The organism is Amycolatopsis sp. (assembly GCF_025464955.1).
In the GTDB taxonomy this organism is placed as follows: Bacteria; Actinomycetota; Actinomycetes; order Mycobacteriales; family Pseudonocardiaceae; genus Amycolatopsis.
On sequence record NZ_JAODNM010000114.1, the window covers coordinates 44,683 to 65,930 of the forward strand.

The window sequence follows — 21,248 nt, forward strand, 5'->3', positions numbered from 1 at the left end:
ACCACCGTCCGGCAGGCAGTCCATTAAGGACTGTCTGCCGGACGGTGGTCACCCGTGTCAGCAGCTGTAGCGCTGCAGGGTCCTGAAGATGTCGACGCCGTTGAACTCCGCCGGGTCGAAGACGAAGTGCGCGGCCCAATGGTAACGCGGCGGCGGGTTGCCGTCGTTCATCCGCGGGCTGTTGAACTCTCCGGCCGAGAACAGGTGGAAGCCCGCCGTGGTGTAGAAGTCGAGGTTGGTGTGCCAGACGTCACCCGAATGCGTGTGGCGGGTGAGCGTGTCCGCGCTCCAGTCGCCGGTCCCGTCCGAGTGCAGCACGATGGTGCCGTTGTCCTGCTGACAGTCCCCCGAGTGCAACTGCCCCCAGGTCGCGCTTCTCACCTCGAGCGTGCGGACGGCGTTCTGCGGGGCGGCCTGGGCCGCCGGAGCGGCCGCCAGCAGCGCGGTTCCGATCGCCGCGATGGCCAGCGCCGGTTTGAGTGACCGAACTTTCAGTTTCATCGTGTCCCCTTCACAAAGGCTGCGTCAGCACCTGCCGACCGGGTGGACCTTGGCAGCCGCCGTCGACAATCCATCGACAGTTCGTCGACGACGAGGACCAGACTGTGCCCGGCCAGGATGTATCCGGCGTCGCGCGGACGGCTCCTGTGCAGCAGGGCGCGGACTTCAGCGCGGCGGGCGGAGGAGCGGGGTGGGGGACACGACGGGCGAGGTCGGTTTCGGGGTGCTGGGGCCGTTCGAGGTCACGATCGACGGCGAAACGCTGGACGTCGGCGGCCCACGCCTGCGCACCATGCTGGCCATGCTCACCGCCGACGCGGCCAGGGTGGTGAGCGTCAGCGCGTTCGTGCGGGACCTGTGGGGCGATGAGGCGCCGGAGAACGCGGACCGGACCGTGCGGACCTACATGTCCCGGCTGCGCAAGACCTTGACGCCGCCGCACCGCACGAACACGAGGCCCGAGCTGATCACGACCAAGCCGCCGGGCTACGTACTGCGGCTGGATCCCGACGCGCTGGACGCGGCCCGGTTCGAACGCCTGGCCACCACGGGCCGTCAGGCTCTCGCGGCGGGGCGGACGAGTGCGGCCTCGGAGCACCTCGTCGCAGCGCTGGGTCTGTGGCGCGGAGTCGCTTACGCCGAGTTCGGTAGTGTCGAGGCGTTGCGGGCCGAGGGGATGCGGCTGGAACGCGTGCGCAACAACGCTGTGCAGGACCGGATCGACGCCGATCTCGCGTCCGGGAAGGCCGCGGAGCTGATCGCCGAGCTCGAGTCACTGACCAGCTCGTTTCCCGGGCACGAGCGGCTGTGGGTGCAGCTGATGACCGCCCTCTACCGCGCGGGCCGCCAGAGCGACGCGCTCGATGCCTTCCGCACGGCCAGGCAGGTCCAGATCGACGGCTCCGGGATGGAACCGTCACCGCTCCTGACCGACATCCAGCGCCGGATCCTCGCGCACGACGCGAGCCTGCTCGTCCCGCGCCCGGAGGCGCCTTCGCGCGCGAGCGACGGTCGGTCACCCGCTGACCTGGGTGTTTCGCTCGCGGAAGTCCTCCGCGCCGGGCAGCAGGCACTGTCCGAGGACGGTGACCTGCTGACCAGCCGGGAACACTTCACCACCGCCTACCGGCTCGCGGACCTGGACGGCGACGCCCGTGCTCGGGCGGCGGCAGCGGTCGGTCTCGGCGGCCTGTGGGTGCACGAAAACCGCACTTCCACCGGCTCGGCACTGCTGACGAGCCAGCTGCGGCATGCGCTCGCGGCGGTCGCCGCGACGTCTCCGCTCGCTTTGCGGCTGCGCGCCAGGCTGGTCGGAGAGAGCGACTACGAAGCCGGTGAGCACGGCCGGATTCTCGCGCTGGTCAGCGAAACCCGCCGCGCCGGCGGACCGTTGGCTCAGGCGGAGGCGCTCAGCCTGGCCCACCACTGCCTGCTCGGCCCTGACCACGTCGAGCTGCGTGACGCGCTTGCCCTTGAGCTGATCGTCGTGGGCGGCCGCACAGGGCGGCGACTCGACCAGGTCATGGGTTTGCTGTGGCACACCGTCGATCTCTTCCTCGCGGCGGACCCGCACGCCGAACGGTGCCTCAGCGAGCTCAAGGATCTCCTGTCCGCGCGGAAGCACCTCGCGGCCGGGTTCGTCGTGGCGGCGATCGAGGTCATGCTGGACATCCGGGGCGGCCGCCTGGACCAGGCCGAGGCGACCGCGCAATCCTGCGCCGAGCTCGGCAACGCGGCCGGCGACCTCGACGCGCTGGGCTGGTACGGCGCCCAACTGGTGGCGATCCGGTGGTTCCAGGGTCGGCTGGGGGAACTCGTGCCCGTCCTCGACAACCTGATGCACTCGCCGACGCTCAGCCCGATCGACAACTCCTACTACGCCGCGCTCGCGGCCGCGGCCGCGGCCGCCGGAGACCGGAGAACGGCCGCCGGCGCGCTGGCCAGGCTGTGCGGCAACGACCTGGCGGCGTTGCCCCGGTCGAGTACCTGGCTGCTCTCGATGTGCGGCGTCGCCGAGACCGCTTACCTGCTCGGCGATCGGGAAACGGCGGCTCGCGTGTACGACCTGCTCCGCCCGTTCGCCCACCTGCCCGTGATGGCGAGCCTGGCCGTCGCCTGTTTCGGTTCCACCCACTATCCCCTGGGTACCGCGTCGATCGCGCTCGGCGATCTGGACGGCGCCGTGCGCCACCTGCGCGCCGCCGTACAGCAGAACCTGGCCATCGCGCATTGGCCCGCCGTGGTGTTCGCCCGCCGCCGCCACGCGCGGGTGCTCCTGTTGCGTGCCAGCCCCGGCGACGCCACCGCCGCGGAACTCGAGCTGACCGCCGCCGACCGAGAGGCGCAGGCGTGGTGACGCTCTACGACCGCCTGGACAGACCGTCCGGATAGGACAGCCGCCGCGGTTCACGAAACCTCTGGTCCGAACGAACTCCATCACCTCGTCCTGGCCACAGTGGACGGCTGGATCCGGGTGCGCGACGCCAAACTCGGAGCCGCCGGCACCGTCCTCACCTCAGCGTAGAAGGGGGCCCTTACTTCGTTTCGTAGGCGAGATTCGGGCGCAGCCAGCGCTCGACCTCGTCGAGCGACAGGCCCCGCCGGGGCACGTAATCGTCGATCTGGTCCTTGCCGACCCGGCCGACGGTGAAGTACCGCGACGCCGGATGCGCGAAGATCAGCCCGCTGACGCTCGCGGCCGGGGTCATCGCGAAGGAGTCCGTCAGCGCGAGCCCGAGCGAGCCCGCGTCGAGCAGGTCGAACAGCTCCTTCTTCTCGCTGTGATCGGGGCTGGCCGGGTAACCGAGCGCGGGGCGGATCCCGCGGAAGCGCTCGGCGTGCAGGTCTTCCAGCTTCGGGTCGGCGTCCGGTTCGAACCAGTTCCGCCGAGCCTGGAGGTGGATGTACTCGGCGAACGCCTCGGCGAGCCGGTCGGCCAGCGCCTTGACCATGATCGCCCGGTAGTCGTCGTCCTGCTTTTCGTAGCTGGCGGCGAGCTCTTCGGCACCGTGGATGGCCACGGCGAACCCGCCGAGGTGGTCGCCGGACGGCGCGATGTAGTCCGCGAGGCTGCGGTTCGGCCGCCCCTCGGGCTTGGCCGTCTGCTGACGCAGCATCGGGAAGCTCGGACCGTCTTCGAGCAGGATGTCGTCGCCCTCGGCGTGGGCGGGCCAGTAGCCGTAAGCACCTTTGGCCTGGAAACTGCCGTCGGCGATGATCTGGTCGAGCAGCGTGTTCGCGTCGTCGAACAGCTCGCGCGCGACCGGCTGGTCGAGGATCGCCGGGTACTTGCCCTTGAGCTGCCAGGCCAGGAACAGGAACTGCCAGTCGACCATCGCGCGCAGCTCGCTCAGCTCCGGCGTGACCACGCGGACTCCGGTGAACGCCGGCGTGGGCAGGTCGTCGAACGAGACGATCTCACGGTTCGCCCGAGCCTGTTCGAGCGTCAGCAGTGGCTTCCGCTGCTTGTTCGCGTGCTGCTCGCGCAGGAGTTCCTGGTCGGCGCGGTTGCTCACGGCCAGCGTTTCGGCGCGCTCGTTGTCGAGCAGGTCCGAGACGACACCGACCACTCGCGACGCGTCGAGCACGTGGACCGTGGTGTTCTCGTAGGCGGGCGCGATGCGGACCGCGGTGTGCTGGCGCGACGTTGTGGCGCCGCCGATCAGCAGCGGCAGCTTCAACCCGCGGCGCTGCATTTCCGCGGCGACCGTGACCATCTCGTCCAGCGACGGCGTGATCAGGCCGGACAGGCCGATCGCGTCGGCGCCTTCGGTGACCGCGGTGTCGAGGATGACCGCGGCCGGCACCATCACGCCGAGGTCGATGACCTCGTAGTTGTTGCAGCCCAGTACGACCCCGACGATGTTCTTGCCGATGTCGTGCACGTCGCCCTTGACCGTGGCCATGACCACCTTGCCCTGCCCGCGGGTGGCTTCGACCCGGCCCTCCAGTCGGGCGAGCTCCTTCTCGGCCTCCATGAACGGTTCGAGGTACGCCACCGAACGCTTCATCACGCGCGCGCTCTTGACCACCTGCGGCAGGAACATCTTCCCGGAACCGAACAGGTCGCCGACGACCTTCATCCCGTCCATCAGCGGGCCTTCGATCACCTCCAGCGGCCGCTTCGCGACCTTCCTGGCCTCCTCGGTGTCGTCCTCGATGAAGTCGACGATGCCGTGCACGAGCGCGTGCTCCAGCCGCTTGTTCACCGGCGCATCGCGCCAGGCCAGGTCGACGACGCGTTGGGTGCCGGACCCCTTGACGTTCTCGGCGAACGAGACGAGCCGGTCGGTGGAGTCCTCGCGCCGGTCGAACAGCACGTCCTCGACGAGCTCGAGCAGGTCGGCGGGGATGTCCTCGTAGACCGCTAGCTGACCGGCGTTGACAATGCCCATGTCCAGCCCGGCCTTCACCGCGTAGAACAGGAACGCCGAGTGCATCGCTTCACGCACGATGTCGTTGCCGCGGAAGGAGAACGAGAGGTTGGAGATACCACCGCTGATGTGCACGCCCGGACAGCGCTCCTTGATCAGCGGCAGCGCGTCGAGGAACGCCTTCGCGTAGCCGTTGTGCTCGGAGATGCCGGTCGCGACGGCGAGGACGTTGGGGTCGAACACGATGTCCTCGGCGACGAACCCGGCCTTCGTGGTGAGCAGGTCGTAGGCACGGCCGCAGATCGACACCTTCCGCTCGGCGGTGTCCGCCTGACCCTGCTCGTCGAACGCCATGACGACCACGCCGGCGCCGTAGTCCCGGATGCGCCGGGCCTGGACGAGGAACGGCTCCTCGCCCTCCTTGAGGCTGATCGAGTTGACCACGCCCTTGCCCTGCACGCATTTCAGCCCGGCTTCCAGCACGCTCCACCGCGAGCTGTCGATCATGATCGGGAGGCGGGCGACCTCCGGCTCGGTCGCGATGAGGTTCAGGAACGTCGTCATCGCCTCGACGCTGTCGAGCAGGTCGGCGTCCATGTTGACGTCGAGCAGGTTGGCCCCGCCGCGGACCTGTTCCAGCGCGACGTCGACAGCGGCCTGATGGTCGTTGCCTTCGATCAGGCGCCGGAACCGCTTCGAGCCGGTGACGTTGGTGCGCTCGCCGATCATGACGAACCCGGTGTCCTCGCCGATCTTGAACGGCTCGAGACCGCTGAACCGGGTCTGCGTCGGCGGAGCGGGCACCGCGCGCGGCGGAAGCCCCTTCACCGCTTCGGTGATCTTCGCGATGTGCGCCGGGGTCGTACCGCAGCAGCCGCCGACGATGTTGACCATGCCCGCGGTGGCGAACTCGCCGAGCAGCCGGCCGGTTTCGTCCGGGGTCTCGTCGTAGCCACCGAACGCGTTGGGCAAGCCGGCGTTGGGATGGCACGCGGTGTAGGTGTCGGCGAACTTCGACAGCTCGGCGATGTGCGGGCGCACCTGCTCCGCGCCCAGCGCGCAGTTCACCCCGACGATCAGCGGACGCGCGTGTTCGACCGAGCTCCAGAACGCCTCCACGGTCTGGCCCGACAGCGTGCGCCCGCTCAGGTCGACGATGGTCACCGAGATCCACAGCGGCAGCTGCGGCGCGACCTCGCGCGCGGCGGCGATCGCGGCCTTGCAGTTGAGCGTGTCGAAGATCGTCTCGATCAGCAGCAGGTCGACGCCGCCGTCGGCGAGCGCCTTGATCTGCTCGGCGTAGGCGTCCCGGACCTGGTCGAACAGCACCGCCCGGTACGCGGGGTCTTCGACGCGAGGGGACAGCGAAAGGGTGACGTTGAGCGGCCCGATCGAACCGGCGACAAAACGCCCGCCCGCCTCGTCCGCGGCCTGGCGCGCCAGCTCGGCGCCGCGCAGGTTCATCTCCCGTGCGAGCGACTGCAGGCCGTAGTCGGCCTGGCCGATGCTGGTCGCGGTGAACGTGTTCGTGGTGGTGATGTCCGCGCCCGCGGCCAGGTACTGGCGGTGGACGTCGAGGATGACGTCCGGGCGAGTGAGGTTCAGCAGGTCCGGGTCGCCCGTGACGTCGTGGCTGTGGTCGGCGAACCGCTCGGAGCGGTAGTCCTCCGGGGTGAGCCCGGCGCCCTGCAGCATCGTGCCCCAGGCGCCGTCGAGCACCACAACCCGCTGGTCCATCAGGTCTCGCAGGGCTTGAGTGGTGCTTTTGCCGTTCAAGTCGCCTCCCAAATTGTGTCTGGGAGGCGCCCTTCGGAAGTAGCTCCGGCCGAGCGTGGCGGACCTCGGCCCGTTGCAGCGCCTCTCGACCTGGATAGCGAGTCTACCGGATTTGATCCACGGGGACTCGAGTCGTGATCCACGATCCTGCCCCTTGGTACGCCCGGCGGCCGGCGGCTGACGGACATGGCGCTGACCAGGGGGTTTTCCAGGGGTGAGGGACGCGACGTTGCGGGGAAACCGGACCGCGTCGTACCGTGAACTGTACGTTCAGTTCAGATAAGCACGGAGGATCAGAAATGACTTCGACCGATCGGGTGGCCGCGGCTTCGGGCACGTTCACCCTCGGCGGCGACCTGACCGTCAACCGCCTGGGCTACGGCACCATGCAGCTCACCGGCGACGGCGTGTGGGGCGACCCTCGCGACCCGGAGGAGGCTGTTCGCGTGCTGCGGCGCGCGGTGGAGCTCGGGGTCAACTTCATCGACACCGCGGACGCCTATGGCCCGTTCACCGCGGATCTCCTGCTCAAGAAGGCGCTGCACCCGTACACCGACGACCTCGTCATCGCGACGAAGGCCGGCTTCTCCCGCACCGGCCCCGGCCAGTGGGTCCCGATCGGCCGGCCGGAGTACCTCCGCCAGCAGGTCGAGCTCAGTCTGCGCCACCTCGGCCTCGAGCGCATCGACCTCCTGCAGCTGCACCGCATCGACCCGAAGGTCCCGGTCGCCGAGCAATTGGGCGAGCTCGCCGCGCTGCAGTCCGAAGGCAAGATCCGCCACATCGGGCTCAGTGAGGTCTCCATCGACGAAGTCGAAGAGGCAGCCAAGACGGCCACGATCGTGTCGGTGCAGAACCTGTTCAACCTCGCGAAGCGCGATGCCGAGCCGCTGCTCGACTACGCGGAGGCCAACGGACTCGGGTTCATCCCGTGGTTCCCGCTCGCCACCGGCGCGCTGGCCAAGGCGGGCGGCCCGCTCGACGCGATCGCCCGCGAGCACGGCGCGACGCCGTCCCAGCTGGCGCTGGCGTGGCTGCTCAAGCGCTCACCGTCGATGCTGCCGATTCCCGGGACGTCGACCGTCTCACATGTGGAGGACAACATCGCGGCAGGGAAGCTGGAGCTCTCCGACGACGAGTTCGCCGCCCTGAGCAAGGCCACCGAGTAGGTGTCGCCGTTGGCCGAGGAGCCCACGCATCCGCGCAGTGTCCGGGCGAAGGACTCGGTGCTGTGCGCGACGCGTGAGCTTCTCGACGAAGGCGGGTTGCCCGCGGCGTCCGTCGACGCGATCAGCGCGCGGTCCGGGGTCAGCAAGGCGACCATCTACAAGCACTGGCCCTGCCGGGCCGCGGTGGCGGCGGAGGCGTTCGGCCGGCGGATGGCGGACGCGATCCCGTTGCCCGACACCGGAAGCGCACGAGGTGACCTGGCCGAGCAGGTCCGGCGGGTCAGCGCGTTCTACGGCGGCGACAGCGGCAAGGTCTTCGCCCAGCTGCTCGCCGCGTGTGTGACCGACCCTGCGGGCGCGCCGTACTTCCGCCAGTTCTTCCTTGCCACCAGATGGGAAGGCATCGCGGAACTGTGGCAGCGTGCCCAGGACCGCGGCGAGGTCGACGCGGGCGTCGGCGCGGGCACGGCGATGGATGTCCTTTTCGGACCGCTGATCTTCCGGCTCCTGACCGGGCACGCACCGCTGACCGAGGCCGAGGCCGACACCTTGTCTTCGGCCGCCCTGGACGGCCTGCTCAGCTCCGTGCGCGGCGAGAGCTCGTGAGCGTTCCCGCCGGTTCTAAGCGGCCGGAACGCTCACGAGCCGATGCGGCGTCGCTACTCGTCGACGTCGACCTGGATCCAGCCGGGCTCCCAGGTCAGGTCGTCGACGGAGTGCCACGGCAGGCCCGTTCGCTCGGCGATGTGAGCGGCCAGCGTCGTCTTGACCGAACCCGTCACCCCGTAGATCAGGATCCGCTCAGCCACGCCAGCTTCGCACCCAGTCGACGAGGCTCGGGTCCAGCAGTGAGCAGCACGGCTCGGTGTCCATCAGCCCGTCGCAGTCGAAGACGACCGCGCGCGGAGTCCAGTCGTAGAAGTGCGTCGCCCTGCTCACCCATCGCGCCTTATCCCGGCGAAGCCGGTGACGTGTCGCACTCTCGGATGATCTCCCTGGACAGAGGGTGACGAGCGGCGTACCTGTAAGGAAAGCGTTCGGCAGGAATCAGGAGTGGCTGCATGACCACTGACGACGCGTTCTTCTCAGGAGTGGCTGCATGACTCTGGTATTGGTGCACGGCAATCCCGAAACCGACGCGATCTGGCGTCCGCTGATCACCGAGCTGGGGCGTGACGACGTCGTCTGCCTGTCCCCGCCGGGGTTCGGCGCGCCCGTTCCGGACGGGTTCGGCGCGACGGTCACCGAATACCGCGACTGGCTGGTCGGCGAGCTGGAGTCGTTCGACGAGCCGGTGCACCTGCTCGGGCACGACTGGGGCGGCGGGCACGTGGTCAACGTCGCGATGAGCCGTCCTGACCTGTTGCTCGGCTGGGCGACCGACGTGATCGGCCTGTTCGACCCGGAGTACGTCTGGCACGACCTCGCCCAGGTGTGGCAGACGCCGGGGGAGGGCGAGACGCAGACCGCGGCGATGATGGGCGGCTCCTCGGCGGACCGCGCCGAGCGGATGGTCGGGTTGGGCTTTCCGCCGGCTGTCGCCGCCGCGGTAGCGGCCGAACAGGGGGAGCGGATGGGCCGCTCCATCCTCGCGCTGTATCGGTCGGCTGCGCAGCCCGTGTTGGCGGAGCTCGGCCGCGGCTTGGAGTCGGCCGCGGCGCGGCCCGGGTTGAGCATCCTCGCGACCGAAGACCACTTCGTCGGCAGTGACGACATCCGTCACCGGTCCGCTTCCCGCGCGGGCGCCAAGACCGAGGTCCTGGACGGCCTCGGGCACTGGTGGATGCTGCAGGACCCCGTCCGCGCGGCCGCCGTTATCGACCGGTTCCTCACCGAAACCGCCGATTAGCCGCCACGCGACACTAGCTACGTTGGTCGCTTGCGGGCCCCGGGTTCGGCGTCGACAATGACCTGTTGACAAGGACGTCTTCAGGGGGTTCGGTGCGCACACGCAATTCGGTCAGGCGAGTCCGCAGGTCGGTGCTCGCGGTGGTGGGTGCGCTGCTGATGGTGGCCGGCGTGACCTCCGGGGTGGCCTCCGCGAGCGGCACGGCGTCGGACTGCTGCGGCGGCGCGGCCTCGTGGGCGACGGGCGACAAGAGCGCAGTGGGCACTTCGGCGACCACGGCCAGCACGGTGTGGTTCACCGTCGCGGACGGCGTCACCTCCGAGGTGTTCTACCCGCGCGCGGACACCCCCGAACTGCAGGACATGCAGTACGTCGTCACCGACGGCTCGACCTTCGTCGACCTCGAGCGCGACGCCACGAACCACGTGGTGTCGATGCCGGACGAGAAGGCGCTCGAATACACGGTCACCAACACCGCCAAGAGCGGGAAGTACCGGATCACCACCAGCTACGTCACCGACCCGAGCCGGGCCGCGCTGCTCACCAGCACGCGCTTCCAGTCGCTCGACGGCGGCACGTACAAGTTGTACCTGCTGGCCAACCCGTCCATGGCCGGTGGTGGTGGCAACGACAACGCGTGGTGGGACAGCGGTTCCGGCGCGCTCATGGCCGGCGGCACGGAGAATCTCTTCGGCACGAACACGACCGTCGACTCGGCGCTGCGCGTGTCGAGCGGGTTCACCGCGCACGACAACGGTTACAGCGGCGCGAACAGTGACTGCCTGGTCGACCTGCGGGCGGACAAGGTGCTGACCAACCAGTTCGACACGATCGCCGGCACCGGCAACGTTGTCCAATGTGGACAGATCGCGGTCGGTGTGGACACGACGTTCACCGTCGCACTCGGTTATGGCGCTACGGCGGCCGCCGCGTCTTCGGCCGCGAGCGGTTCTCTGTCGGCAGGCTTCGCCGGTGCGGAGACGACCTATCGCACCGGTTGGAACAGCTACCTTGGCGGGTTGAAGCCCGCGCCCGCCAGCGTCGCGAGCGACACGCAGCGCCGTCGCGCTTACTACGTCGCGGCGATGGCGCTGCACTCGGCGGAGGACAAGACACACCCCGGCGCGAGCGTCGCGGGCTTCGCCACGCCTTGGGGCAACTTCACCAACGGGGACAGCCTCAACGACGGCTACCACCGCGTGTGGGGCCGCGACCTCTACCAGCAGGCGACCGGCCTGCTCGCCGCGGGCGACACCGCGCAGCCGAAGCGGATGGCGCAGTTCCTCTGGAACTCGCAGTGGATCGGCACCCCCACCGCCGGCGACGGCACGACCTATCCCGCCGGATCGTTCCCGCGGTACAGCCCGGTGAGCGGTGTCGCCGGAGCCAGTGCCCAGTTGCTCGGTTGCTGCGAGCAGCTCGACCAGGACGCCGACGCGATCATGCTCGCCTGGCAGACCGGACTCACCGACGCCGGCACGTACGCCAAGGTGAAACAGACCGCGAACCACATCGTCAGCGCGGGGCCGGACACCACCGAACGCTGGGAAGAGCAGTACGGCAAGTCGCCGTCGTCGATCGCGGCAGAGATCGCGGGTCTGGTCGCCGCGGGCGCGATCGCCCGCTCCAACGGCGATACCGCGAGTGCCACGACATGGGAGTCCACGGCGGACTCCTGGCGTAACTCGCTGAACGGCTGGACGGTAACGACCTCCGGTTATTGGGGCGGGCACACGTATTACGAGCGGCTCGACAAGGGCACCAACCCCAACGACACCGGTCAGATCTGCTTCGACGACGGCTGCTACTACGAACACGACGTCGTCGACGCCGGTTTCCTCGACCTGGTCCGGCTGGGTGTCCGGTCCGCGTCGGACCCGACGATCGCCGCGTCGGTGGGCCCCACGGCTGCCGCCTTCGACGCCAACTCGCCGATGCAGGTGACGCTGCCCAACGGCGACATCTACTTCCACCGCTACGTGCACGACAGCTACGGCGAGAGCAACGCCGACTGCAGCGGTTGGCCCGCCAACGCGGGTCAGCGATCCGGGCGGCTCTGGCCGGTGCTTTCCGGTGAGCGCGGCGAGTACGAACTCGCGAACGGCCGTCCGGCCGCGGTCTACCTCAAGTCCATGGCCGACTCGACGAACGACGGCTACTTCGTGCCTGAGCAGGTCTGGGATCGCTCGGGCATCGCGTGCTTCGGCCTCGGCAAACCGACCGGCAGCGCGGCGCCGCTGATGTGGGCCGAGGGCCAGTACCTGCGGCTGGCACAGAACATCGACGCCGGCCAGAACCTGGAGACGCCGTCAGTGGTCAAGGCCCGCTACGGCAGCTGAGCGTCCAGGACTCACGAGTCCTAGGCCGTGCCACCTCGGCGGAAGTCCTGGATCGCGGCCCACAGGGCCAGTACCAAGCCGGCGAGCATGGCCGTGGACAGGATCCAGAAGTCGACCACCACGGTGCCCGACGTCGTCCCACCGAAGCCGCCGCCCCCGGGCGGCCGGAGCTGCTGCCCGCCCTGCCCGCCCTGCCCGCCCTGCCCGAACGGTTGGCCGGTGTCACTGTTGCGCTGGAGCAGGCGCCCCGGATCGACCACGCCGGGCGGTTCTGTAGCGCCGCTTTGGTTCGTGCCCCCGGGGAATCCGCCTGGCAGGCCACCGCGCGCGCCGCCGGGGAACCGGCCGCCGGGGAAACCGCCGGCTCCGCCTTGCCTCGAGTTCAGCAGGTAGGGCGCATAGGCGCCGAGTGAAGCGAACTGTTCCAGGATCGGGAATGCCCAGAGGCGTCTGGGCAGGTAGAACGCGGCGATCACGCTCAGCGCGTCGGCGGGGTAGAAGTAGCGTTCGTGCATCCCGGGCAGGAAGTACGGCACCAGCGTCACCGAAATGGCGGCGACCAGGACGATCCGGGCGGGCGTCAGCTCGGACCGGTACACCACGACCGGCGCCATCAGGGCGACCAGGATCAGGCCGGTCACCATGATCCCGACGATCTGCAGCACTGACGACGTCGTGCCCGAGCCGAGGTACTGGTAGATGTTCGGAGCGTTCAGGGTGAGCTGGTCGTAGGTGCCCGACTGGGTGACGTAGACCTTGATCAGGTCGCCGACGTTCGCGCCTGCCAGCAACGCGGGCACCTCCAGCAGCAGGTAGACGCCCGGGATCAGCAGCAGCCCTTGCCAGGGAATCTTCTTACGCAGCACGAAAAGCAGCAACGCGGGGAAGAAGAAAACCGCCTGCAGCTTGAAGGCGAACGCGAGTCCGAAGAACACGCACGCCAGCCATGGCCGTTTGCGGAGTACGAAGTAGACACCGCCGAGGCCGAACGCGGAATAGGCGGAATCCACCTGCCCCCACGCGGCGCTGTTCAGCACCACCGTGGGCAGGTACAGCACGATCGCCCCGGCGAGCAGCGGCCACCACGTGTTCGGGTGCCGCAGCGCGACGATCCGATAGGTGAAGAAGGCCAGCACCAGATCGAACAGAATCGAAATCGACTTGATCCCGGCCATCATGGGCACCGGGAGGTAACTCAGGATCGCCAGCAGATACAGGTACGGCTGGTTGTAGTTCGAGAAGTTGTACTTGAGCGCCCTGAAGTGCCCGTTGTCCTTGATGAACTGGTACCACAGGCTGACGAACGCGCGATAGTCCCCGGACACGTACGAGAAGAACTCCGTGCGCACGGCTAGCCCGCCGAGCACGAGGATCGCCGCGGCGGTCATCAGATAGGCACGGCGGATTTTCGGCCGCGCCGCCACCTCGGTCTCGATCATCGGACTCCTAGCGTTAGGCGGGGGCGAGCAGGACGCGGAAAGTCGCCCCACCGCCGGGGGTGGTCAGCAACAGGACGGAACCGTCGTGGGCGGCGAGGATGGCCGCCACGATGGCGAGCCCGAGCCCGGCGCCGCCGGGTTTGGCCCGCGCTTGGCCGGCGCGGTAGAAGCGGTCGAAGATGCGCGAAGCGTTGTCCGGCGCGACACCTGGGCCGTTGTCGCTCACCTCGAGCACGACACAGGTTCGTCCGTCAGTGGGCGGGTCGCCCGCTTTGACGATGACGGGCCATGAATCGATGTCCACGGCCTCGAACCGCACCGAGACCTTGATTTTGGCGTCCGAAGGGGTGTGCACGAGCGCGTTGGTGACGAGGTTGGCGACGACCTGGCGCAGTCGGTGGACGTCGCCGAGGACCCGGACGGGCACTGACGGCACGGTCCGTGTGCGCGGCCCGGCGAAGCCGATCGTCCGCGTAGGTTCGTGGGCCTGTGCGTCGTGCACGGCGTCCGAGGCCAGGGCGGCCACGTCGACCTCGGTGAGGTCGAGCATGCGTTCCTGGTCGAGTTTGGCCAGCAGCAGCAGATCGTCGACCAGCAGGCCCATCTGGATCGCGCCGCTCTCGATTCGGTTCATGATCCGGGGTACGTCCACTTCGGACGATTCGCCGCTTTTCCGGTACAGCTCGGCGAAACCGCGGATCGAGGTCAGCGGGGTACGCAGTTCGTGGGAGGCGTCGGCGACGAACCGGCGCAACCGATCCTCCGACTGTTCGCGTTTCTTCAGCGCCGAAGCGACTTGGCCGAGCATCACGTTGAACGCCGCGCCGAGCCTGCCGGTCTCGGTCCGCGGGTCGAGGTCGGGCACCCGGCGGTCGAAGTCGCCGCCGGCGATCGCCTCTGCGGTGTGCTCGATCCGGGTCAGCGGTCGGAGACCGAGCCGGATCAGCCAGGTCGCGATGAGCCCGAGCAGCACCACCAGCACCGAGCCGAAGGCGTATTCGATCGTCTTGAGCCGGTTCGCCGTGGCGATGGCCGAGTTCGCCGATTCCGCCACCGCCACGGTCCCGCTGACCGGTTGCGACGGCGTCGGGGCCTGGACCGCGATCCGGACCCGCCAGACGTCCTGGCCGTTCTGGTCGATCACCGTGAACGGCGCGTCGCCGTGTTGCCGCACCGACGCGACATCCATCGGCGGCAACGCGGGCAGGCTGGTCTCCCCGCGTGCCTGCCCGATCCGTTCGGTGAGCTGACCGGTGCTGTCGTAGAACAGGACGCGGTAGTCGGTCGGCAGCCGGTCCCGGACGTTGATCTGCTGTGGCGGGCGCGGCGGCGGCCGGTCGGGCGCGGACATCATGCTCACCACTCCGTCCAGCTGGTTGTCGACGCGTTCGGTCAGTGACTGTTTCAATGCCGCGAGGGTGGTGACCCCGAACGTGGTCAGCCCGGCGATCAGGAGCACCAGCAACGCCAGCGTCAGGCGCGCTCGCAGCGTCCACGGCCGACGGCCGCGAGGTTTGGCACTGGGTTTGTCGCCCGCTGTGGTGCTCACTGTGCCGATCGCTGCTCGTCGCCGGTCCTCGGCAACCGCAGGCTGTAGCCGACGCCGCGGATCGTGTGGATCAGCGGCGGTCCGGTGGAATCGATCTTCCGCCGCAGGTAGCTGATGTAGGACTCGATGACCCGCGTATCTCCGACGAAGTCCGCGTTCCACACCCGGTCGAAGATCTGCGACTTGCTCACCACGCTCCCCGAGTTGACCAGCAGATAACGCAGCAGGTTGAACTCGGTGGGCGACAACGAGATCGTCCGGCCGCCTCGACGTGCTTCGCGGGCGGCTTCGTCCAGTTCGAGGTCGGCGTACCGCAGCAGTTCGTCGTCCTCGTCGTGGGACGCGGTCCGGCGCAGGATGGCCCGGATCCGCATCACCACCTCGTCGAGGCTGAACGGCTTGCTGACGTAGTCGTCACCACCGGCGGTGAGCCCGGCGAGCCGGTCTTCCAGCGCGTCCCGCGCGGACAGGAAGAGCACCGGCACGTCGTTCCCCTCCGCCCGCAGCAGCTGCGCGACGGTGAAGCCGTCGTAGTCCGGCAGCATCACGTCGAGCACCAGGATGTCGGGCGACACCTTGGCCGCCATGGCGAGCGCGCCGGCCCCGGTGGCCGCCGAGAACACGGTGAACCCGCTCAGTTCCAGCGCGGCCGTCAACAGTTCCAGGATGTCGACCTCGTCGTCGACGACCAGAATCGTGGACGGCCGCGCCGCCGGGGAACTTTTCATACCGAGAGCTTGCACTCCTTCACTTGCTGACGCAGTTGTAGAGCGTCTGTGTACTGGTACCGCCGTAGGCGCTCGCGGGGACCACCTTGCAGTTCTGCTTGACCCACGTCGTCCGTTGCGCCGACGGGCCTGCCTGGCCGGAGCCACCGCCGAAGCCGCGTGACATACCGGAGTCGAGCACGAAGCCCAGCTTGCCGGAGGCCTTCCAACTGGCCAGCAGGTCGACGCTCGGGGCATTGTCACTGCCGAGGAAACCGCCCATCCCGATGACCGTGGCGTCGCTGTTGATGATGTATCCGGAAGCCGCCTTCGAGCCGCCCTCGACTGCCATCACGATCTGAGCCCCGCTCGCGTTCTTCACGACGTAGTCCAGGATCTTCTGCTGCGCGGAGGTGAGGCCACCGTCCGGGTTCCCACGCAGGGCGGACATCGCCGCCATCATTTCGCCGGCGTCGGGTGTCCCGGTACCGCCGGGCGCACCGGTCGCGCCGGGGACGCCGCCACGCGCGCCACCGGGCGCACCGCCTGGCCCCCCACCAGGGAAGCCGCCGCCCCGTCCGCCGAACCCGGAGCTCGGCGGACCCGCCGTCGGGATGGACGCGCTGATCCCGCCGCCGCCGCTGGCGAACGCGGTCCCGGCCGACCACACGGCCGGGGTCAGCAGCACCGCCACGAGCCCGACCACACCGATCGCCCGCACACCGGTGCCCGGCAGGCTGCCGGAGAACCGCGCGATGACCAGGCCACCGATGGCGAGCAGGGCGGCGACGACCACGGCGTACCGCAGCCAGCCGTTCCACGACGTGTCCCGGGAGATCAGCACCCACGCCCAGACAGCGGTGAGTGCGATGGCCGCCGGCAAGAGCGTCCAGGCGTAACCGGGATCGCGGCGGTAGCGCCACAGCACCGCGAGTCCGCCCGCGGCCAGCGCGGCGACAGCGGGGGCGAGCTGTGTCGTGTAATACGGGTGGAAGGTGCCGTCCTGGAAGCTGAACACCAGCGCCAGGATCACCAGCCAGGAGCCCCACAGCACCCAGCCCGCGCGGGCGAAGTGCTCGGCCGGCGCCTTCGACCGCCACTTGCGGAACCCCGTCACGGCCACGACGACCAACACGAGCAGGCACAGCGGCAGCAGCCAGCTGATCTGGCCGCCGGCGGAGTCGCCGAACATCCGGAACAGCCCCGAAGACCCGCCGAACGTCGTCGCTCCGCCACCGAAACTGCCGCCCCCGCCGGCCGGTGCTCCGCTGCCCGGTCCTGAGCCTTCGCCGAAGACGCGGCCCAGTCCGTTGTAGCCGATGATCAGGTTCCACGCGGAGCCGTCCGTGCTGCCGCCGATGTAGGGCTTCTGCCCCGGCCACCACGCGGTGAGCGCGACCCACCACAGGGAGGACACGAGCAGGACGACCGCGGCGCCGAGCAGATCGAGCAGGCGACGTCCCCAGGAGGCGTCGCGTCCGACGAGGTAGGCGAGCACGAGGGCCGGGAGAATCATCCAGCCGGCCAGCATCTTCGTGACGAACCCGCAGCCGACCCAGAAAGCGGCCTGCAGCAACCACTTCGTCGCGCTGCGGCTCGAAATCCCGGATTCCACCGAGCGGGTCAGCGCGTAGGCCGCCGCGACGCACAGCAGCGTCAACATCGCGTCGGGGTTGGTGCTGCGGTCGATCGCGACAGTGACCGGTGTGACCGCGAGGATCAGCGCGGCGAGCAGGGCGACGTTCTCCCCGGCCCAGCGGCGGACCGTGCGGTGCAGCAGGAAGACCGCCCCGGCGCCCTCGAGAACCTGCGGCAGCAGCAACGCCCAGCCGTGGTAGCCGAAGATCCAAGTCGACACCACCGGCGGCCAGAACGCCATCGGCGGTTTGTCGACGGTGACCACACCGACCGGGTCGAACGAGCCGAACAGGAAGTTCGTCGCGTTCTCCGACATCGACTTGATCGCGGCCGAGTAGAACGTGTTCGACCAGCCTGCGGAGCCCAGACCCCAGCCGTAGAGGACGAGCGCCAGCACCACGATCGCGCCGAGCGTCATGGGTTGCCAACGAACGCGGACTACGGGTAGTGCGCGGGGCCGGACGGCCGTTGCCGTCATGCGGTCACCTTCTCTTGGGGCTGGTCGTCGGCCTGCTTGGCCGGTTGTTTGGGTTGGCGGAAGACCCAGATGCGGAGCAGGACGAACCGGCCGGCGGTGCCGACGAGCGAAGACGCCAGCAGCACCACGAGTTCGAGCGCGGCGGTGTGGTGCGGTTTCAGCGTGTCCAGCAGGAACAACGCGCCTGACGTGAACGCGTAGTAGAGCGCGAACACGACCAGCCCCTGCAGGTGCACGCGGCCGCTCGGGCGGCTGAACCCGATGAACGTCAGCCTGCGATTCGCCTCGGTGTTGAGCAGGGTGGTGATCGTCAGCGCGACGAAGTTCGCCACCCAGTACGGCCACCACGTGCGGAACCCCGCGTAGAGCAACAGGGTCGCCACCGTGGAGGCGACGCCGATCACGCCGAAGCACAGCACCTGCCACAGCAACCCGGTTTCCCGGCGTTGCGCCACCACGGCGTCCGGGTGGATCGGCGCGGGATCGGGACGGCGCGGCAGGTTGCCGACCTTCGCCGATCCGCTGGCCTTGTTGCGCGCCACGCGGATCAGCCCGCGGATGTCGTCGAGCGCGGTCGACGTCACGTTGACCCGGGTGTCGGTGTCTTCGACCCAGTCGACCGGGACCTCGTGGACCCGCAGGCCGTTGTGCTCGGCCAGTAGCAGCAGTTCGGTGTCGAAGAACCAGGAGTCGTCCTCGATGTGCTGCAGCAGCGGGCGGATGATCTCGGTCCGCGCCGCCTTGAACCCGCATTGCGCGTCGGAGAACTTCGCGCCGTGCGAAAGCCGGATGAGCGCGTTGTAGCAGCGGGAGATCACCTCGCGCTTGGGTCCGCGGACCGTGCGCGCGCCGGGCGCCAGCCGGGACCCGATGGCGATGTCGGAATGCCCGTTGCTCAGCGGTGCCACGAGTGGCAGCAGCGCGTCGAGGCCGGTCGACAGGTCGACGTCCATGTAGACCACGATGTCGGCGTCGCTGAACCCCCACGCCGTGCGCAGGGCCAGCCCCCGTCCCTTGCGTTCCAGGCGCAGCACCCGGACGTTGTCCGTGGTCTCGGCGAGTTCGTTCGCGACGCGCTGGGTGCCGTCGGTGCTCGCGTTGTCGACCACGGTGATGGTCCACTCGAACGGGAACTCACGGGTGAGGTACTCGTGCAGCACCCGGATGCACCCGGGGAGCGATCTCTCCTCGTTGTAGACCGGGATCACGACATCCACGGTCGTCTGGCGCTGCTGCTTGCCGAGTTTGCTTTCGTCGCGGGGCTCGGGGACGTGTTCGGTTTTCCTGGCAGAGATCACACGGGGCAATTTCGACCACCTACGGGAGAACGGACCTCGGGATCCGGGGCGGAGCCACCCGATAGGTATGGCGGTTGAGTGTGTGAGAAACGTTGGCGAAGGTTGTACGTGAGCTGTGAATCAGCACCAACGGGTGAACCGGGCCTCGTTTTGTGGCCCACAACCTGTTGGATGTCCGAATTGCGCACTCGGAGACGGCGTGTGACGTGCACTACACGGAGCGTGCTTGTGCCGCCAAAAGCTCAAGGGCGGGGATCCGCCGGATCCCCGCCCTTGAGCTTCCTTGTTCCTCGCAGCGTTCCTCCCAGTGCCTGGGCGGCTATCGCGCGTCCTCACGGTTGAACAGCTTTTTCGACCAGAGGTAGCTGCCCAGCGTGACCACGGCGCACCAGCCCAGCGCGATCCAGGCGTTGTTCCCGATCGGCTTGTCCATCAGCAGCCCGCGCAGGGTCTCGATGATCGAGGTGAACGGCTGGTATTCGGCGAACCAGCGCAGCCCCGCCGGCATGGAATCGGTGGGGACGAACCCGCTGCCGAGGAAGGGCAGCAGAATCAGCGGCATGAGGATGTTGCTCGCGGTCTCGACACTCTTGCTCACCTGACCGAGCGCGACGGCCAGCCACACGAGGGCGAACGTGACCGCCAGCAGGAAACCGGCGGTGGCAAGCCACGCCCCCGGTCCCGCGGCGGGCCGGAACCCGACGAGCAGCGCGACACCGATCACGACGGTCAGGCTGAACACCGCCTGGAGCACACTGCCGATGACGTGCCCGGTCAAGACCGAGGCACGGGCGATGTGCATGGTGCGGAACCGGGCGATGATGCCTTCGGTCAGGTCCATGGCCATCGAGATCGCCGTTCCCTGGACCGTGGCTGTCACGGTCATCACGATGATCGCGGGAGCGACATAGTTGACGTACTGGGCGCGCCCACCGGACAGCCCGCCCAGGCCGGCGCCCAGCGTGCCGCCGAACACGTAGACGAACAGCAGCAGGAAGATGATCGGCATCCCGACGAGCGTCACGGTCATCGACGGGTAGCGCAGCATGTGCTTGAGATTGCGGCGCAACATCGTCGCCGAGTCGCGCAGTGGATGGAACCGGGGGACCGCCGGGGCCGCGCGGTTGACGGCGTGCGCAGTGGTAGTCATCGGGTCGTCACCTTCTCGTTGTCGGGGTTGCCGGTGAGGGCGAGGAAAACGTCGTCGAGATCGGGGGTGTGCACGGACAGTTCGTCGACCTCGATGGCCCGGTCGTCGAGCCGGTCGATCAGGGTCTTCAGCGACCTGAGGCTGCCGTCGCTGGGCACCCGCATCGTGAGCGCGTCGTTGTCGCGCGACACCTCGCCCGGGACGCCGAGGACGCCGAGGACATTGACCGCCGATTCGAGGCCATCGGCGTCGGCGAACCGCAGGCGGACATGGCCACCGGGAATGCGGCGCTTCAGCTCGTCCGCGGTACCTTCGGCGATCAGCCGCCCGTGGTCGAGGACCGCGATCCGGTCGGCGAGTTCGTCGGCCTCGTCCAGGTACTGCGTGGTCAGGAAGATGGTGACCCCGTCGGCTACGAGTTCGCGGACGATCTGCCACATACCGCGGCGGCCGCGCGGGTCCAGCCCGGTGGTCGGCTCGTCGAGGAAGATGACCCGCGGGCTGCCGACGAGGGTCATCGCGAGGTCGAGCCGACGCCTCATCCCGCCGGAGTAGGTCGAGCCCGGTTTCTTGGCTGCCTCGACCAAATCGAACTGGTCTAGCAGCTCCGCGGCGCGTCGTCGGCCCTCGGGTCGGGCGAGGTGGTGCAGGTCCGCCATCAGGAGCAGGTTCTCCTCGCCGGTGAGCAGGTTGTCCACCGCCGAGAACTGGCCGGTGACCCCGATCGCGGCGCGCACCGCGTCGGGTTCGGTCGCGACGTCGTGCCCGCCGACCTGTGCGCTGCCACCGTCGGCAGTGATCAAAGTGGACAGAATCTTCACCGCGGTGGTCTTGCCGGCGCCGTTCGCGCCGAGCAGGGAGAAGACCGTTCCCGGCGGGACGTTCAGGTCGAGACCGTCGAGCACGACGTGGTCGCCGAACGACTTGCGCAGCCCGGTCGCCGCGATCGCCGATTGCTGGGTAGGCATGTGATTCCCTTTCA

16 protein-coding genes are annotated in these 21,248 nt (G+C 68.8%); 5 read left to right on the plus strand and 11 right to left on the minus strand.

Annotated elements, in window-relative coordinates:
* Positions 1–57: 57 nt before the first annotated feature.
* On the minus strand, positions 58–501 hold the full coding sequence (locus tag JWQ81_RS26895; protein ID WP_297545768.1) for a DUF6294 family protein: 444 nt from the start codon (positions 499–501) through the stop codon (positions 58–60).
* Between the two features lie 190 nt (positions 502–691).
* Here JWQ81_RS26895 and JWQ81_RS26900 point away from each other — a divergent pair, with 190 nt between their 5' ends.
* Positions 692–2,857, plus strand: coding sequence for an AfsR/SARP family transcriptional regulator (locus tag JWQ81_RS26900; RefSeq protein ID WP_297545770.1), 2,166 nt, complete (start codon positions 692–694; stop codon positions 2,855–2,857).
* Positions 2,858–3,035: 178 nt separating this feature from the next.
* Here JWQ81_RS26900 and metH read toward each other — a convergent pair whose 3' ends face one another.
* Positions 3,036–6,650, minus strand: a complete 3,615-nt coding sequence (metH, locus tag JWQ81_RS26905) for a methionine synthase (RefSeq protein ID WP_297545771.1) — start codon at positions 6,648–6,650, stop codon at positions 3,036–3,038.
* 299 nt (positions 6,651–6,949) lie between these two features.
* Here metH and JWQ81_RS26910 point away from each other — a divergent pair, with 299 nt between their 5' ends.
* Together JWQ81_RS26910 and JWQ81_RS26915 are read left to right on the plus strand one after the other, a co-directional pair.
* Complete coding sequence (locus JWQ81_RS26910) at positions 6,950–7,819, plus strand: aldo/keto reductase (RefSeq protein ID WP_297545773.1); 870 nt, start codon at positions 6,950–6,952, stop codon at positions 7,817–7,819.
* Between the two features lie 9 nt (positions 7,820–7,828).
* A complete protein-coding gene (locus JWQ81_RS26915; protein ID WP_297545776.1) occupies positions 7,829–8,425 on the plus strand; it encodes a TetR/AcrR family transcriptional regulator in 597 nt (198 codons plus the stop codon).
* Between the two features lie 53 nt (positions 8,426–8,478).
* On the opposite strand, the gene JWQ81_RS26920 is transcribed toward JWQ81_RS26915, so the two are convergent.
* Together JWQ81_RS26920 and JWQ81_RS26925 are read right to left on the minus strand one after the other, a co-directional pair.
* Positions 8,479–8,628 (minus strand): hypothetical protein, encoded by a 150-nt coding sequence (locus JWQ81_RS26920; protein ID WP_366942339.1) that lies wholly within the window; start codon positions 8,626–8,628, stop codon positions 8,479–8,481.
* The gene (locus JWQ81_RS26925; RefSeq protein WP_297545778.1) at positions 8,621–8,758 is read right to left on the minus strand and encodes a hypothetical protein; all 138 of its coding nucleotides are present in this window, start codon (positions 8,756–8,758) and stop codon (positions 8,621–8,623) included. Before JWQ81_RS26925 ends, JWQ81_RS26920 begins: the two co-directional genes overlap by 8 nt.
* Before the next feature lie 160 nt (positions 8,759–8,918).
* Between JWQ81_RS26925 and JWQ81_RS26930 the strand changes: the two genes are divergently transcribed.
* Positions 8,919–9,668, plus strand: coding sequence for an alpha/beta hydrolase (locus JWQ81_RS26930; RefSeq protein ID WP_297545779.1), 750 nt, complete (start codon positions 8,919–8,921; stop codon positions 9,666–9,668).
* Between the two features lie 92 nt (positions 9,669–9,760).
* Positions 9,761–12,007 (plus strand): glycoside hydrolase family 15 protein, encoded by a 2,247-nt coding sequence (locus tag JWQ81_RS26935; RefSeq protein WP_297545780.1) that lies wholly within the window; start codon positions 9,761–9,763, stop codon positions 12,005–12,007.
* Positions 12,008–12,027: 20 nt separating this feature from the next.
* Here JWQ81_RS26935 and JWQ81_RS26940 read toward each other — a convergent pair whose 3' ends face one another.
* From JWQ81_RS26940 to JWQ81_RS26970, 7 genes are all read right to left on the minus strand, one after another.
* Positions 12,028–13,446 (minus strand): glycosyltransferase 87 family protein, encoded by a 1,419-nt coding sequence (locus JWQ81_RS26940; RefSeq protein WP_297545782.1) that lies wholly within the window; start codon positions 13,444–13,446, stop codon positions 12,028–12,030.
* Between the two features lie 13 nt (positions 13,447–13,459).
* Complete coding sequence (locus tag JWQ81_RS26945) at positions 13,460–14,995, minus strand: ATP-binding protein (protein WP_297545784.1); 1,536 nt, start codon at positions 14,993–14,995, stop codon at positions 13,460–13,462.
* Positions 14,992–15,723, minus strand: coding sequence for a response regulator transcription factor (locus JWQ81_RS26950; RefSeq protein ID WP_297545785.1), 732 nt, complete (start codon positions 15,721–15,723; stop codon positions 14,992–14,994). Before JWQ81_RS26950 ends, JWQ81_RS26945 begins: the two co-directional genes overlap by 4 nt.
* A gap of 19 nt (positions 15,724–15,742) precedes the next feature.
* Positions 15,743–17,818 (minus strand): glycosyltransferase family 39 protein, encoded by a 2,076-nt coding sequence (locus JWQ81_RS26955; RefSeq protein WP_297545786.1) that lies wholly within the window; start codon positions 17,816–17,818, stop codon positions 15,743–15,745.
* Positions 17,815–19,035 carry a bifunctional glycosyltransferase family 2/GtrA family protein gene (locus JWQ81_RS26960; protein ID WP_297545809.1) on the minus strand — a complete coding sequence of 407 codons (1,221 nt, stop codon included), beginning with the start codon at positions 19,033–19,035 and terminating at the stop codon, positions 17,815–17,817. Before JWQ81_RS26960 ends, JWQ81_RS26955 begins: the two co-directional genes overlap by 4 nt.
* A gap of 400 nt (positions 19,036–19,435) precedes the next feature.
* Positions 19,436–20,266 (minus strand): ABC transporter permease, encoded by an 831-nt coding sequence (locus tag JWQ81_RS26965; RefSeq protein WP_297545787.1) that lies wholly within the window; start codon positions 20,264–20,266, stop codon positions 19,436–19,438.
* On the minus strand, positions 20,263–21,234 hold the full coding sequence (locus JWQ81_RS26970; RefSeq protein WP_297545789.1) for an ATP-binding cassette domain-containing protein: 972 nt from the start codon (positions 21,232–21,234) through the stop codon (positions 20,263–20,265). Before JWQ81_RS26970 ends, JWQ81_RS26965 begins: the two co-directional genes overlap by 4 nt.
* Positions 21,235–21,248: the final 14 nt, after the last annotated feature.